General features: G+C 28.0%; 11 protein-coding genes. 7 read left to right on the top strand and 4 right to left on the bottom strand.

Annotated features, from left to right (window positions below; translation table 11 throughout):
- Nucleotides 1–65: 65 nt before the first annotated feature.
- Together K324_RS0101075 and K324_RS0101070 are read left to right on the top strand one after the other, a co-directional pair.
- Nucleotides 66–845 (top strand): SDR family NAD(P)-dependent oxidoreductase, encoded by a 780-nt coding sequence (locus K324_RS0101075; RefSeq protein ID WP_026747508.1) that lies wholly within the window; start codon nt 66–68, stop codon nt 843–845.
- A 75-nt stretch (nt 846–920) separates the two neighbouring features.
- A complete protein-coding gene (locus tag K324_RS0101070) occupies nt 921–1334 on the top strand; it encodes a hypothetical protein (protein WP_026747507.1) in 414 nt (137 codons plus the stop codon).
- Between the two features lie 87 nt (nt 1335–1421).
- Here the strand turns inward: K324_RS0101070 and K324_RS0101065 are convergent, their stop codons facing one another.
- Both K324_RS0101065 and K324_RS0101055 read right to left on the bottom strand, forming a co-directional pair.
- Nucleotides 1422–3701 carry a protein kinase domain-containing protein gene (locus tag K324_RS0101065; RefSeq protein ID WP_026747506.1) on the bottom strand — a complete coding sequence of 760 codons (2280 nt, stop codon included), beginning with the start codon at nt 3699–3701 and terminating at the stop codon, nt 1422–1424.
- Nucleotides 3702–3970: 269 nt separating this feature from the next.
- A complete protein-coding gene (locus K324_RS0101055) occupies nt 3971–5323 on the bottom strand; it encodes an MATE family efflux transporter (RefSeq protein WP_026747505.1) in 1353 nt (450 codons plus the stop codon).
- Nucleotides 5324–5717: 394 nt separating this feature from the next.
- On the opposite strand from K324_RS0101055, the gene K324_RS15110 reads away from it, so the two are divergent.
- Nucleotides 5718–6848 (top strand): tetratricopeptide repeat-containing glycosyltransferase family 2 protein, encoded by a 1131-nt coding sequence (locus K324_RS15110; protein WP_026747504.1) that lies wholly within the window; start codon nt 5718–5720, stop codon nt 6846–6848.
- 685 nt (nt 6849–7533) lie between these two features.
- Here the strand turns inward: K324_RS15110 and K324_RS0101045 are convergent.
- Nucleotides 7534–8748 (bottom strand): RluA family pseudouridine synthase, encoded by a 1215-nt coding sequence (locus K324_RS0101045; protein WP_026747503.1) that lies wholly within the window; start codon nt 8746–8748, stop codon nt 7534–7536.
- A gap of 1077 nt (nt 8749–9825) precedes the next feature.
- Nucleotides 9826–10491, bottom strand: coding sequence for a thiamine diphosphokinase (locus K324_RS0101040; RefSeq protein WP_026747502.1), 666 nt, complete (start codon nt 10489–10491; stop codon nt 9826–9828).
- Nucleotides 10492–10996: 505 nt separating this feature from the next.
- Between K324_RS0101040 and K324_RS0101035 the strand changes: the two genes are divergently transcribed.
- The 4 genes from K324_RS0101035 to K324_RS0101020 all read left to right on the top strand — a co-directional run bounded on the left by K324_RS0101035 (nt 10997) and on the right by K324_RS0101020 (nt 15227).
- Nucleotides 10997–11758 carry a sirohydrochlorin cobaltochelatase gene (locus K324_RS0101035; RefSeq protein WP_026747501.1) on the top strand — a complete coding sequence of 254 codons (762 nt, stop codon included), beginning with the start codon at nt 10997–10999 and terminating at the stop codon, nt 11756–11758.
- Nucleotides 11759–11865: 107 nt separating this feature from the next.
- Complete coding sequence (gene nikB, locus K324_RS0101030; protein WP_026747500.1) at nt 11866–12807, top strand: nickel ABC transporter permease; 942 nt, start codon at nt 11866–11868, stop codon at nt 12805–12807.
- 2 nt (nt 12808–12809) lie between these two features.
- Nucleotides 12810–13631, top strand: a complete 822-nt coding sequence (gene nikC, locus K324_RS0101025) for a nickel transporter permease (protein WP_026747499.1) — start codon at nt 12810–12812, stop codon at nt 13629–13631.
- A 36-nt stretch (nt 13632–13667) separates the two neighbouring features.
- Entirely contained in the window at nt 13668–15227 is a 1560-nt protein-coding gene (locus tag K324_RS0101020) for an ABC transporter substrate-binding protein (RefSeq protein ID WP_026747498.1), read from the top strand.
- Nucleotide 15228 lies beyond the last annotated feature (1 nt).

Below are 15228 nucleotides of genomic sequence, written 5' to 3'. Positions count from 1 at the left end.
ACTCTTGACTTATACTATACTCTAACTGTTATCCTTTATTTATCAAATTTATGGAGGTAATAACTATGAAAACAAAATATACTGTTATAACAGGAGCAAGTTCGGGAATAGGTAGAGCCGTGGCTCTAAAATTCTCAGAAAGAAATAAAAATCTTATTCTGATTGCACGGAGAAAGAATTTACTAGAAGACTTAAAAAGTGAAATTTTGAAGAAAAATCCTAATTTGGAGATTATTGTAATAGATTTTGACTTAACAAATGTCAGCAAAATCCCTGAACTATATTCAAAATTAAACAATTATCACATTGAAACTTTAATAAACAATGCAGGTTTTGGGATGTATGGTGATGTAAAAGAGCAGCCTTTAAATAAAATTTTAGATATGCTTCATCTCAATGTAGAAGCATTAACTTTGCTATCTTCTTTATATGTCCAAGATTACCACAACGAAAAAGGCTCTCAATTAATCAATATCTCCTCAGCAGGAGGCTACACAATCGTTCCAAACGCAATTGTCTACTGTGCCACAAAATTCTACGTAAACGCCTTCACAGAAGGACTCGCACTAGAATTAAAGCAAAATAATGCCCAATTAAAAGTAAAAGTCCTAGCCCCCGCTGCTACAAAAACTAACTTTGGAAATGTCGCAACTGGTAAAACTGATTTTGATTATGATAAATCTTATCCAAATTACCACACAGCCGAAGAAATGGCAGATTTTCTCATTCAACTTTACGAAAGCGACAAAACTGTCGGTTACATTAGCCGTGAAACTTTTGAATTTAACTTGTCCGATGAATTTTTTCAAAATGCGTTTAGTTCTAAAAATAATGTGAAATTTTAAATATTAGTTTTTATTATTGATTTTCCTAAAAAAATATTATAAAATATACGAAAATTGTTATTTAGGAGTGATTTTATGAAAAAAATTATATTTGCGTTGTTTTTACTGACTTTTAGTTTAAGTTTTTCTAATTCTGATATTGATATAATATCTAAAGAACTTTGGAGATGTCCTTATTCTGTTGACAGAACTTTTAAGGGACTTACTTATATAAAGTTCTTGAATGAAAATGGCAAGTCGTCTATTTCAGTTAGCATATTGGATAATCGTGCAGCATTAAAAACAGGAAAAGTTTCGCTTGAACTTTCACAATTAGATTACGAAGTAAAAGAAAATGAAAATTCTATCTATTTTACAAACTTGAATGACAAAACACAAGTTTTTTCAAATTACAAATTATCTTATTCGTTTGATAAAAAAAATAGACCTAAAATGGATTTATATCGTATTTCAGATAACAAAAAACTTTGCAATCTTATAACAAATTAAATTATCAAAATACAAAAAATAATTAATAATTTTTAAGCAACGATTTCTTAGTGATTTTCGTTGCTTAATTTTTATCTTAAAATTAGTCTAATTTTGATTTTTTTGTTCTATTTTGTTAATTAACCTCTCATAATAATGATCTAGCTTATTATCTTCATTATAATATTCTCCAACAGCATTTTCATAAGCTATAAACTCTTTGATTACTACAGGATACAATGAAATTTCAAATTCATTATTTTCTATGGAAAGTAATTCTAATTTTCCATTTTCATCTAAAACTAAAGCGTTGTCTTTAAAACTGTTTCCTTTTTTTAAAACTTCATCAAGTTCTACTTTTGTAGGAATTTTTATATTATTTAACAAAAAAGTTTTTACTCTTAAACCTAGATTTTTAATTCCTAAATTTAAAATTTCTTTTTTTATTTCTAATATTTGATTTTTATTAAATCTTCTTTTTTTGGGAAAACAACTACCAAAATTAATATTATCATTTATTGTATCAAAAATCATAGTATTATCAGACTTATTTAATTTATTTCTTTCATCAATGTAGAAATCAATATTTTCTATAATGATTTTTAATTCATACTCTATCTTTAAATTTTCTTCTTCTTTTATATAACTTAAAACTTTTTCGATTTTTTTAATATCTTCAGCCATTAATTTTAATTTTTCTTCTTCTGAAATTTCTTTTTTTTCTTTTTCAAAAATAAGCTCAGGACTTTTTATACATTTACATAAAAACTTTTTCTTTTCATCTTCACTCATTTTTACAGTTTTATGATTATTAAGTATTTGAATTTCATAAAGAAAAAGTTCTAAATTTTTAAAATAGTATAAAATTTTACTACTCATATCCTCTTTTTTTATATCCTTAACTTTTAAAAAACTATATATTTTATCAAGTATTTTCAATTCATTTTTAGAACTTTTACTACATTTTAGTATAATTTCATTAAATTCTTCTTTATTAAGAATATTTTCATAACCATTATATGTTGTATATTCTTTATTGTATTGAGAAAATTTATTAAAAATTACAAAATTACTCTTTGAATACAATTTAATTAGCCTAGCAGTTTTTGGAAATTTCCTTTTTTCTACAGAAGACATATTTCTTTGATAATACCACATCCAATTTGGCAAGTAAATTCCAGGATAAATTTCAACAACTTCTTCGTATTTCATTCCTTTATTTAACAATTTTATTTCTTCGCTTTCTAACCAAAGATAATTCCATTCAGAATTTTCAAATGAATAAAATGTTAATGATTTAGGCTTTATTTTATAAATAAATCCTCCCGAAATTAATTCAATAAATCCTTCTTCATTTGAATTTTTTACTTCTTTTAAGTCTAGACCTCCAGCTCCAAAAAACATATGATTCATTGAGTTAAAATAAGAAAATTTATTTAATACATCTACTATTTGTTTTGAATTTTCCCAAACAACTACATTTGGCATTGTATCAGAAAATAAATTTTTTGATATAAATTTCCATTCATAATTTATTTTTTCTTCCATTTTATAAGTTAAAAAATTTTCTAAATACTCTATTACCTTATCTATGTCTATTCTATTTTCAGGATTATTTTCAGTAGCCTCAAATAATAGTTGTTCTATTAACCCAAGAGGTTCATCTTTAATATAATTTCTAATGCTTATTTTTTCATCTCTAAAATTATATTGCCCATCAAAGCATTTTTTATCTCCTGTTAAAAATATCCACAAAGTTTTAGCAAAACTGTATATATCTCCCTTTGTTCCTTCTGATGTATCTGGATTTCTTTTAAATTCTGGGGCTATTGTCATTCTAGGACCCAATGCTCTATTTTTTTCATCAATAGTTATATTTTTGGCGTTTGGATAATCAACAAGCCCAAAATCACTAAGATACCATTTATTTTTTATACAAAGAATATTTTCTGGTTTTATATCTCTGTGACTAATTTTTTTGCTATGTAATTCTTTTAAAGTTTTAGCAACTTCTAAAACATTTTTTACTATTTTATTAATACAGTATTCTTTTATTTCATTTATATTTAAAGTTTCAGCTTTATCCATAATATACCAGCCAAAAGATTGATCTTTTTGATATTTTTCTGATATATACGAATCATAAATCTTCATAATTCCAGTAACTTCATTTTTAATTTTTTCCATAATTTTTATTTCTCTTTGAAATCTTTTATATTTCATTTTATTATTGAAAACTACATATTTTAGTGCATAATTTTCTTGGCTATATTTTACGAAATATACAATTCCATTTCCTCCTTTTCTATTTGGATTATTATCAGTAATTTCATATTTTCCTATCTTATCTCCTATATTTTTTATTTTACTATTTAACAATTTTACCATCTACTTTCTAAATAATTTGTTTTTTATTAAAAGATTCTAATATAAAATCGATTTCACAAAATATATAATCTTTTTTGTCTATTAAATTATTAATAAATTGATTCCAAGATATGTTTCCATTATAATATCTTCTCTGATTTCATTTAAAACATCTAACTTTTTTATTAAAATTTCTTAACTTATTTATTTTTAAATAAATTTGCTGTTTAAATGAAGTATCTGATTTTTCCAGAATTTTTTCATATACTGTCATTTTTATTTCTCCTTTTTCATAGTTTTCTATAACCTTTCACATACCAATTCCCATAAAACGCAATTCCCAGTTGCCCCACCATTACAATCCAAATCAGTGGCTCGCAAATCATTACACCTAAATAGCCTAATTTCGGAACGATAAAAATTACGAAGATTATTTTTCCAAAAAATTCTATTACGCTGGAAACAAGAGGGATTAATTTCTCTCCGAGAGCCTGTAAAGCGTATCGCAAGTTAAAAAGAATTCCCAGTATTGTGAAAAATGGGGAGGCGATTTTTAGGTAGGTTGAGCCGTTGTGCAGTACGATTTCAGATTCGGAGCCTGACATCAGATGAATCATGTTTTTGGAAAATAAATATACAAAGATTGTGATTCCGATTGCAAAAACTATATCCATCATATTGGCGTAAAATACACCTTTTCGGATTCTATCTACTTTGTTTGCACCTTTATTTTGGGAAACGAAAGTTGCAAGTGCAAGTGCAATTGTAGTTAGCGGAATGTTGCAAAATCCCATAAGTTTTCTTGCCGAAGTATGCCCAGCGATAATCAAGTACCCAAACCCATTTATCGCATACTGTAAAATCAGCGTTCCCATAAGTACAATTGCAATCATAAATCCCATAGAAAGTCCCTGTCCAAGCAGTTCCTTGTACAATTTTTTATCAAATCTGAAATGTTTTTTTCTAGGTATTAAAATTGGCTCTTTTACGTAAATGTAGATAATACTTAAGATAACTGAAATTGCCTGTGCAATAACTGTTGCAACCGCAGCTCCTCCAATTCCCATTTTAAGGGAAGTTATGAAATAAATATCAAGGAAAATATTTAAAATTGAAGCAATTACCAAAAATACGAGCGACATAAAGCTGTTTCCAATTGCACGTAAAAGTCCTGACGACAAGTTATAGGAAAAAGTTACGCCAATAAACATTGTTATTATGTTTATATATTCAAATGCTTCTTTTATAATATTTTCAGGCGTATGCAAGATTTTTAACAGCGGCATAAGAATAAACCGTGATAAAATCATTACTCCCACAGTAATCCAAATTCCAATAACAATCGAGCCAGCCACAGACTTTTTCAAAAGATTCTTATTATTCGCCCCATAATTTCTAGCTGTAACCATACTAAGCCCATTTCCAATTCCTAACGCAAATCCAAAAATCAGTTCAAAAATAGCCGCCGAAGCCCCAATAGCCGCAAGCGAGTTATCTCCCAAAGTATGCCCCACAATAGCAATATCCGCCATATTGTAAAGCTGCTGAAAAATATTCGATACAAGTATCGGTATCGAAAAAATCAGAAGCGACTTCAAAATATTATCATTTATCAAATCAACAGAAAAATCAAATTTTTTCATTTTTTATCCTTTCTTTTTGCTTTTTAAATCGTAAGTTTTTATTCTTGCTTACAAAATAATTTTTTGTAAATTATATAATTTCCAATTTTTTATTCTTCTTAATTTCTTTTATTAATTTTAACTTTGTTTTATTATATCACTAATTTCTAAAAATAAGATAAAAATTTTTTCATTTTTTATGGGTTGACAATAACAAAAAACGAAGTATTATTATTATTATTGAAAATTTATATCTACAGTAAAACTAAGTTAATAATAATATATTTTTTAAATTAAGTTTATAACCAAAGATTATGCTATTCAAAAAAATAAGTTTTTTAATTTATATCAATTTTATTTTAATATAATTTGAGTATAGTTTATAAACATTTTGAATAAACAGGAGGTTACTAAAATGAAAAAAAATCATTTACTCTCAGTATGTATGATTGTCAAAAATGAAGAAAAAATTTTAGAAGATTGCCTAAAATCAGTATTGCCAGTTGCCGATGAAATTATAGTTGTAGATAATGGAAGTTCAGATAATTCTTTAAGTATTCTAAAAAATTATGGATGTAAAATAATAGACGGTAGCCAATTCTACGTAGATGAAGCAAGGAATTTATATTTAAATGCTGCAAAAAGTGAATGGATATTAATAATAGATGCTGATGAAAGATTAGATGAAAATTCTTATGGATTGCTAGAAAAAACACTAGAAAAGACAGATGAAAAAGCTTATGGAATACAGTTAAAAAATATTCAGTATTTAGGAAAAGGATTATGGTGCGAAGTTCCTGCCTTACGAATTATAAGAAATCATAAGGGAATAAAATATGATAATGTGCCTATTCATGCCTCACTTGGAACATCTATAACAAAAATGGGGAAAAAAATAATAAATTCTGATATTTTACTTCATCACATAGATATTTTGATTAATAATCGAGCTGAAAAGAAAAGAGAAAAATACAGAAAAGGCTTGGAAACAATGCTGTTTTCAAAAAATAAAATCATAGATGAAAGATACTACTTAAATATGGGTTTTTATGCAATGGAATACATCGCTATCCAGGAATACGATAAAGCTGAAGATATCTTATTAAAAGCATTGCAAAAAGAAATAAAGTTTAAACCTTTTCTTATGGTATTTTTGTGTCAACTATACATTATTACAAATAATTTCCAAAAATTAGAAAAGTTAATAAAATCTATAGATTTCAATATGCAGAACTTACTAGATTCAGCAGATATAATAGGAAATTACTATTGTTATTTAGATAAAAACCTATGTAGGGAATACTATATGAAACAATGTATAGTAAATCCATTTAAAATATCAAATTATTTAAATTTAGCATATTTAATGAGAGAAAAAGATACTACTTTTGCTAAAAAACTTATTGAAACAGCATTTGAAAAGAATAGTTACTTGAAAAATCCTTTGATATATAAAGAAGGAGATGAATGTAATATTTTTAAACAGCAATCTAATTTTATTTTTCCAATAAAGGATTTAAAGTGCAATTTGTTCTTGGAGATTTAGATTCCTATAATGCTAGAAACCAAGAACTAAATATTGTTTTAAAAAGAGCAGAACATTATAAAAAATTTATTTCAAAATTAGGCTTTAATGAAAAAAAGGGAATTTTAAGAAGTCAATATAACGATTGTAATATTTGCAGAGATTGTTTTTTGATTTCAAAGTATATAAATGAGAGTTATTTTATAAACAAATACATATGTTAGGAGTGAATTCTTATTGTAATACTTATAATGATTTTCTTAATGCAATTAAATGGATAAATAAAAACTACGTAACTCTTTTTTCTCTAATTACAAATATATATGATTTTTCAGATATAGATTTTGTAATTGATAATATAATAAATCATAAACTAAAGAATTATATAAAAATTATTTTTAAAAAATAAAATTATTAGAACGTATCTGGAAACTATTAAAATAATGATTTTTAACAAATTTTTTAAAAAATAAAAATTTTAATTTTAACTTAGTTTATCTAATTTACAAACTCAAAAAATAGTAAAAATAAAACATATTTTGAGTTTTCAGATACGCTTTATAATTCTTCTCAACCTTAATCACAATCTTATTAAAAATATTTATATTTCTTGATAATTTATCTTTTTAACAATATATTTTGAATCAAGTCAATAATAAGTTCTCTAATTTTGTCCTTTCTTTTTATTTTTCAAATCGTAAATTTTTTATTTTTCCAAAAATTCCTTCATATCCGCAAACATTGATATTTCCAATTCAACTTCCTTTTTGCTTGCAGGATGTGTAAATTTTACCTTATAAGCGTGCAAAAATTGTCTATTTATTCCAAGTTCTTTGTTTAAGCCATTTCCGTAAAGTTCGTCTCCTACGATTGTATGCCCAATGGATTTTAGGTGAACTCGAATTTGATGCGTTCGCCCTGTAAAAAGTTCACATTCTACTAATGTTACATTTTTTTCAGGGTAAGTTTTTAAGACTTTTACAGCTGTTTTTGCGTATTGCCCCCGCTCATCAATTATTCTTTCCAAATTATCCCCATCCCGAAAAATCCGTCTTTCAATAACTATTTTATTTATTCCATTTTTTTCCAAAATTTCATTATTAAAATCATTTTTATTTTTCAAATTTAAATTATCTTTTGCATTTTTGCTGTTAAAATCTATATTTTCAAAATTACTTTTACTTTTCAGATTTAAATTATTATTTTCTTTTTTACTGTTAAAATCCGTATTTTCTTCAATTTTATTATCTTTATTTTCAAAAGTTAAATTGTTTTCTATTTTTTCCATTTCATCGTATTTTTTCATTTCTCCAAAATTAACTTTTTCAATTTCAGGTTTCAAATTTTCCTTTTCCAAATCCTGAATCTTATGTTTTTCCCCATCTTTTGCAAGTTCTTCATTGATTCTTGCAATTTCCTCACCATCGATAATTCCGTTCACAATCGCCAGATATTTTTTCTCAAAAATTGAAAAATTTTGTAAAAATGCCTGTGCAAAACTGTTTTTAGCAATAATAATCAACCCAGATGTATTCATATCGAGCCTATTGTAAAATCGTGGAACTCTCATTTCCCCATATTTTTCCAAAAAATGATTTACAATTCCGTTTGCAAGTGTAAAATCAGCTTTTTTCTGTGTCGGATGTGTCAATAAGAATGGCTCCTTATTCACAACCAAAATATCTTCATCTTCAAAAATAATATCAAGTGGCAGTTTGATCGGCTTAATGTCCGTCCCCTTTTTCTTCTCAATAACTCTCAAGTTTCCGTGTGACGGCAATTTCTTAGTTAACCTTACCTGCTTTCCATTCAAAAAAACTTCCACATTTCTCAAACTTCTCCCTGAATAATTCTGCACTTCCCGCAAATACTGCGAGATTTTCATCCTCTGATGTTCCTTTTCAATTCTAAATTTTTTCATTATCTATACACATCCTTTTTATAAATTTATTTTTTTAATAAACTTTTAGTTTTAAAAATAAGTTGCTAAACAAATCTATTATTCTACCATCTTCTAATTTAAATAATAAAAATCAGAAAATTAACGGAATTAAAACCTTTTTTACAAAATTGTACTATTTATAATCTATGTACTTATAAAATATCCTTTAATTAAATTTAATCATTAAGTATCCATATAAGGGATTTTATTTAGAGTTATGAAAAACTGCTCATTGTTAATAAATATTTTTCATAATTTCAGGTTTTTTCTTTTTATATAAGCAAGGGAAATCAATCGCCATTTCCCTTTATTTCGCAATAAAAGTTATTTTAACAAATTTAAATAATGGCATATTAAAAATAATGGCGAAAGTGTATGCACTAACCCTGGCTCGTCTAAGTATTTTTTTGAAATATTCCCAAATTTTATTTGGGAAAGTAGTCTAAACATTCATTATTTGGATAAACCTTAATTACTACGAAAACAAAACTCGCTAACACTCACTTTCGCAAACAAAGATCAGAACTGTTCTATAAAATATATTTGCTATAAAGGTTCTAGCGAAAGAAACACATAAATATGTTTAGTCGTTTTCATTCCAAAAAAATCACGACATTCTATATTAAATTATAAAGATTATTATATTTAAATTTTAGGTTTTAACATTTTGAAAATATTAAATAAGCAAAATTTCGTTAAAGGAAAAATAACTAAATACGAATGTATTTCTTTCGCCATAATTTTTATAATGATAGAACTTATTTATGTTAAAATAACTCTTGTTTGCGAAAGTGAGAGTAGTTTTACAAAGCGAGTTTTATTTTTTCTTTATAAGAAAGTTTTGCGTAAAGCGGGGTTGTAAGGGCATGGCGTCTGATGCCCTTACGTAAAAAAACATATAAATGAAATAAGAAAAAGCATTTATTAATTATAATATTTATAAATAAAATTACAAAAACCTTTAAGATGGATACTTAAAAATTAAATTTGATTTTTTTAATAAGGCTATCAAACTAATTATTATAAAATTTTATTACTATTTTTTAAATGAGGGTGTTAGTATAAAAGATTTTTATTATTTTTTTTCAAAATAATTATCAGTTTCCCATTTTCAAATTCCACGCTAGCCTCATTTTCAACAATAACATTGCTCACAAGCCTAGAACTTTCCCTTTTTACCTCAATTTTATCCGTTTCAAATTTAAAGCCTTTTAATGTTAATTTTTCAACTTTTTCACTAATTGGAATGATTGAAAATTCATATTCCTTTTTATTTTTTAGGATAAAAGATTTTTCTGCATAAAAAATTTCTTCATTTTCCTGCAAAAAAACCAGATTTTTATATTTTTCCATTATGAATAGGTTGCTCAAAGTCATGTCAATTCGTTTGCCAAGTCCACCAACAACAAATATTTTCTCAACAAAATTCTTATTTTCCGAAATTTTATTAATTTCTTTCAAAATCAATTCAAAATCTGTAAAATCCTTGTCTTTTGGGAATTTTTTTATCAAAATATTCTTACTTTTATAATATTCCAAAACTTTTTTCTCAATCGAATCCAGATCCCCAATAATAACTTCTGGCATTTTCCCGTATTTAAAAGCAAAATTTGCTCCGCCATCTGCACAAAAGCAAACTGCATATTCTGAAACTAACTTATCCATAAATTCCTGCGAATATTTATATTCCCCATTCAAGAAAATCACATATCTTTTCTCCATTTTTCTCCCTTCAAACCAAAAAATGCAATAATATTTACATTATACTTCTTTCTTAAATTATTTACAAGGCGGTGAATTATAATTGTTATTGAAAAAAACAATTAAAATTATTAATTATAAATTTACTAAAAAAATATAAAAATCAAAGACAAAATGGAGAATTATCAATAAATAAAGGGAAATTAAAGAAATGATATTTTTATAGCTAAATGAAAAAGTGTTAAAATAATTTAAAAAAATAGTTGCAAAAAAAACAAATAATTATTATAATGTAGGTATGGGAAAAAAATAGTTTGATTACCAAACTTAAAAATAGTTTTACTATAATAGTATTGGTTATCAATTTATTTTAGTTTGATGAGGTTTAAATTGTTTGAGAGTTGAAATTAATTTGTGAGTATGTTTTTTATAATTTTTGAAAGGAGGAAAAAAGTTCAAATTCTTAGATGGAGCAGAAAATAGAAGGTAAAATATTTCTATAAATTTAAAACGAAAGGAAATGTTTATGGAAAAGGCAGTTTTAGTGACTAGTTTTGGTACATCGCACACAGATACGAGGGAAAAATGCCTTGATTCGATTGAAAATAAGGTAAAATCCAAATATGGAAGTGAAAGAGTAGAAAGAGCCTATACATCGGGAATTATAAGACAAATAGTTGCAAAAAAAGAAGGAATCCACATATTTGATCAGAATGAAGGACTGGAGGCTTTGAAAAATAAAGGTTATGATGAGATTGTAACAATGTCATTGCATATTCTGGATGGAATTGAGTATTCAAAACTTAATGGTAAATATGGAAAAATAACAAAACCTCTGCTTGCAACAGATGAGGATTATAAAAGAGTTGTGAATAATGAAGAGTTTAACAACCTTGATGGAAATGATGCCATCGTGTTTATGGGACACGGTTCCGAAAGTGCGGCGGACAGTACGTATCAAAGGCTTCAGGAGGAATATCTGAAAGCTGGAAGAGATAATATTTTTGTAGCGACAGTTGAAGGAAAAGTAACCATTGGGGATGTTATTGAAAAATTGAAGGGAAGAGGATTTAAGAAAATATTGTTAAAGCCATTTATGATAGTGGCTGGAGATCACGCTAAAAATGACATGGCTTCTGATGAGGATGATTCGTGGAAAACAATTCTTCAAAAGGAAGGATATGAAGTAACTCCTGTATTAAAGGGAATGGGAGAATATGAGTTTATACATGATATGTTTATGGATAAACTGGAAGAAGTTATGTTTTTGGGGAAGGGAAAAATTTAATATATAAAAACTGCGGGAAACTTACATAGATACTGTTCATCTGTTTTAATATACAAAATATGAATTTTGTAAAGGAGGAAAGTGATAAATATCACTATTTTGGAGTGATGGCACAAAACAAAAAAATAATAAAATATGCTATACAGATACTGATTGTACTTTTTGGAGTAAGTTTTTTAACTTTCTGCCTGATTTATATAGCACCGGGAGATCCTGCACAAGTTATGCTGACAGAATGTGGACTTATTCCAACGCCCGAACTTTTAGCCCATACACGAGCCGAGCTTGGTATAGACAAGCCATTTTATATTCAATATTGGAAATGGCTCTTTGGAGTTCTGCAAGGTAATTTTGGAAAATCATATTCATTGAGGATACCAGTGATTCAGAAGATAGGACAGGCATTTATACCTACATTTTATTTATCTTTTTTATCACTGTTTTTAATGTGTATCATTTCTATACCAGTTGGAATATTGGCAGCAGTGAAAGAAAATAAATGGCAGGACTATTTAATAAGAATGATAACTTTTATGGGAATGTCCATACCAAGTTTCTGGCTAGGGCTGATATTTTTAAGTATTTTTGGAGTACAGCTTGGACTTGTGTCTGTTTCAGGAGGGCAAGCCGATTTTAGATCCATAATTTTGCCTGCTTTCACATTGGCAATAGCAATGTCTGTCAAGTATATACGGCAAATAAGGCACGTATTTCTGGAAGAGCTGGGAAAAAGCTATGTAACGGGAGCAAGAATGAGAGGGATAAAGGAACGGGATATTTTGTGGAAACATGTACTGCCTAATGCAATGCTGCCAATAATAACACTTTTAGGAATTTCTCTCGGAAGCCTTCTGGGAGGAACGGCAATTGTGGAATTTGTTTATAACTGGCCAGGGATGGGAAGAATGGCTGTAAAAGCGATAGCGGCTCAAGATTATCCATTAATACAGGCTTATGTCCTGATAATCGCATTCTTGTACCTGATAATAAATATAGCAGTGGATATTTCATATAAATATCTTGATGCGAGAGTTGGGGAGGTTGACTGATTTTGGAAAAATTGAGATTGAAAAGAAAAAATATTCAGCTGGCAGTGTTTTTGACATTGGCGATTATAGTAGTTCTGATAGCGATTTTTGCCCCTGTCATAGTACCCAAGAACCCTTTTAAGATGATAGCTCCAAGTTTGCGACGGCCATCAAGGCAGTATATCTTTGGAACAGATCATCTTGGAAGAGATTTATTTTCTAGAATTATATATGGCTCAAGATATTCAATATTTATGACTTTGGCATTAATTTTTATAGTTTTTTTAGTAGGAACTGTACTTGGAGTAATAGCAGGATATTTTGGTGGAATAGTAGACACTGTGATAATGAGGTTTGGAGATATGATGATTGCATTTCCGGGATTAATTCTTGCTATAGCAATAGCGGGGCTTCTGAACCCAAGTGTCAAAAATTCAGTTATCGCAATAGCGGCAGTTACGTGGACAAAATATGCAAGGCTTGCAAGGAGCATGGTTCTTAAAATAAAGCAGGAGCTTTATGTAAAAGCTGCAAAATTAACGGGAAGCAAAGATTATTCAGTAATATTCAAATATATAATTCCAAACATGATTACAACAATGATAGTAACGGCAGTTTCAGATATAGGAACATTAATGCTGGAAATAGCGGCACTTTCGTTCTTAGGGTTTGGAGCACAGCCACCGACACCCGAATGGGGAGCAATGCTTAATGAAGGGAGAACAACTCTTAGCAGTGCACCGTGGATGATGTTATACCCAGGGCTGGCAATAGTGATAGTTGTAACCATATTTAATATGCTAGGGGATTCGGTAAGGGATTTAGTCGATATAAAAAGTGAGTAGTTTATAAAAATAAAAAAATATATAAGGAGAAGACAAATGTTAAAAAATCGTAAAAGTAAATTTTTAGTTTTAATTTTAGCTTTATTCACGTTGTTAGTAGCGTGTGGAGGGAAAAGTGCAAAAAGTAAAGGTAATCCAGATGAATTGGTAGTAGGAGTTACTACGTTTGCGGATACGCTTGAACCAACAGATCAGTATTTTGGATGGGTTATAACTCGTTATGGTGTAGGAGAAAATTTGACAAAATTTGATGAAAAAGGGGATTTACAGCCATTGCTTGCTGAAAGCTGGAAATTAAGTGATGATAAGTTGGAATGGACTTTTAAAATAAGAGATGGTGTAACTTTCTCAAATGGACATCCATTGACAGCAGAAGCAGTAAAAAAATCAATTGAAAGAGTTTTTGAAAAAAATAAAAGAGCTGAAACATATTTTAAATATACCGCAATAGAAGCCAATGGACAAACTTTGAAAATAAAAACAAAGGAACCTGTGGCAATATTGCCTCAAACATTAGCAGATCCGTTATTTCTTGTTGTAGATACATCTGTTAATACAGACGAATTTGCTCAAAAAGGGCCAATAGGAACAGGGCCGTTTGTAGTACAGGAATTTAAATCTGGTGAACAGACAGTAGTTGTAAGAAATGAAAAATATTGGAATGGAAAAGCAAAATTGGCAAAAGTAACATTTAAAGACATAAATGATCAGAATACGAGAGCATTGGCACTAAAATCTGGAGAAATTGATGTAGCATACAACTTGAAAGTTACTAACAAAGCTGATTTTGAAGGGGATAAAAATATTGTAATAAATGAATTAAAATCGCTAAGATCAACTTATGCCTTTATGAACCAGACTAAGGGATTGAAGGACAAAGCGTTAAGAGAAGCAATAATAAGAGGTTCAAATAGACAAAACTATACACAAAACTTGTTACAAGGTGGAGCAACTCCTGGAAAAGCACCAGTTCCTCCAACATTGGACTACGGATTTAATGAATTAAAGGATGAAAATGCGTATAATCCAGAAAGTGCTAAAAAAATATTGGCAGATGCTGGATATAAAGATACAGATGGAGATGGATATCTGGAACGTCCTGATGGTTCAAAACTTGACTTGAACTTTGTAATTTATACAAGTAGAGAAGAATTGGGAATTTATGCTCAGGCATTTCAGGCTGATATGAAGGAAATTGGAATAAAAGTAACATTAAAACCTGTAAGTTATGAAACTCTTTTAACTATGAGAGATGATTCCAACTTTGATTTGATGATTTGGAATATACTTGCCGCAAATACAGGAGATCCTGAAAAATATTTGACAGAAAACTGGGATAGTAAAGTAAAAACAAATCAGACAGGATATGCAAATCCAGAAGTCGATAAACTGTTAAAAGAATTATCAAAAGAATTTGACAAGGCCAAGAGAAAAGATATAATAGTAAAAATACAACAATTAATAATGAATGATGCAGCTACATTGTTCTTTGGATACGAAACAACATTCCTTTACAGCAATAAATCGATAACAGGACTTAAAATGTATCCAATGGATTATTACTGGATAACAAAAGATGTTGCAAAAGTTAATTAAG

The organism is Leptotrichia trevisanii DSM 22070 (assembly GCF_000482505.1).
Classification (GTDB): domain Bacteria; phylum Fusobacteriota; class Fusobacteriia; order Fusobacteriales; family Leptotrichiaceae; genus Leptotrichia; species Leptotrichia trevisanii.
The sequence above is the reverse complement of the archived record's forward strand: the minus strand, read 5'-3'. Positions and strand labels throughout refer to the sequence as shown.

Excerpts from the sequence above, each read along its gene's own strand:
- K324_RS15110 (WP_026747504.1), top strand. The coding sequence starts at position 5,718 with ATGAAAAAAAATCATTTACTCTCAGTATGTATGATTGTCAAAAATGAA.
- K324_RS0101075 (WP_026747508.1), top strand. The coding sequence starts at position 66 with ATGAAAACAAAATATACTGTTATAACAGGAGCAAGTTCGGGAATAGGT.
- K324_RS0101040 (WP_026747502.1), bottom strand. The coding sequence starts at position 10,491 with ATGGAGAAAAGATATGTGATTTTCTTGAATGGGGAATATAAATATTCG.
- K324_RS0101020 (WP_026747498.1), top strand. The coding sequence starts at position 13,668 with ATGTTAAAAAATCGTAAAAGTAAATTTTTAGTTTTAATTTTAGCTTTA.
- K324_RS0101070 (WP_026747507.1), top strand. The coding sequence starts at position 921 with ATGAAAAAAATTATATTTGCGTTGTTTTTACTGACTTTTAGTTTAAGT.
- K324_RS0101055 (WP_026747505.1), bottom strand. The coding sequence starts at position 5,323 with ATGAAAAAATTTGATTTTTCTGTTGATTTGATAAATGATAATATTTTG.
- K324_RS0101045 (WP_026747503.1), bottom strand. The coding sequence starts at position 8,748 with ATGAAAAAATTTAGAATTGAAAAGGAACATCAGAGGATGAAAATCTCG.
- nikB (WP_026747500.1), top strand. The coding sequence starts at position 11,866 with ATGGCACAAAACAAAAAAATAATAAAATATGCTATACAGATACTGATT.
- K324_RS0101035 (WP_026747501.1), top strand. The coding sequence starts at position 10,997 with ATGGAAAAGGCAGTTTTAGTGACTAGTTTTGGTACATCGCACACAGAT.
- K324_RS0101065 (WP_026747506.1), bottom strand. The coding sequence starts at position 3,701 with ATGGTAAAATTGTTAAATAGTAAAATAAAAAATATAGGAGATAAGATA.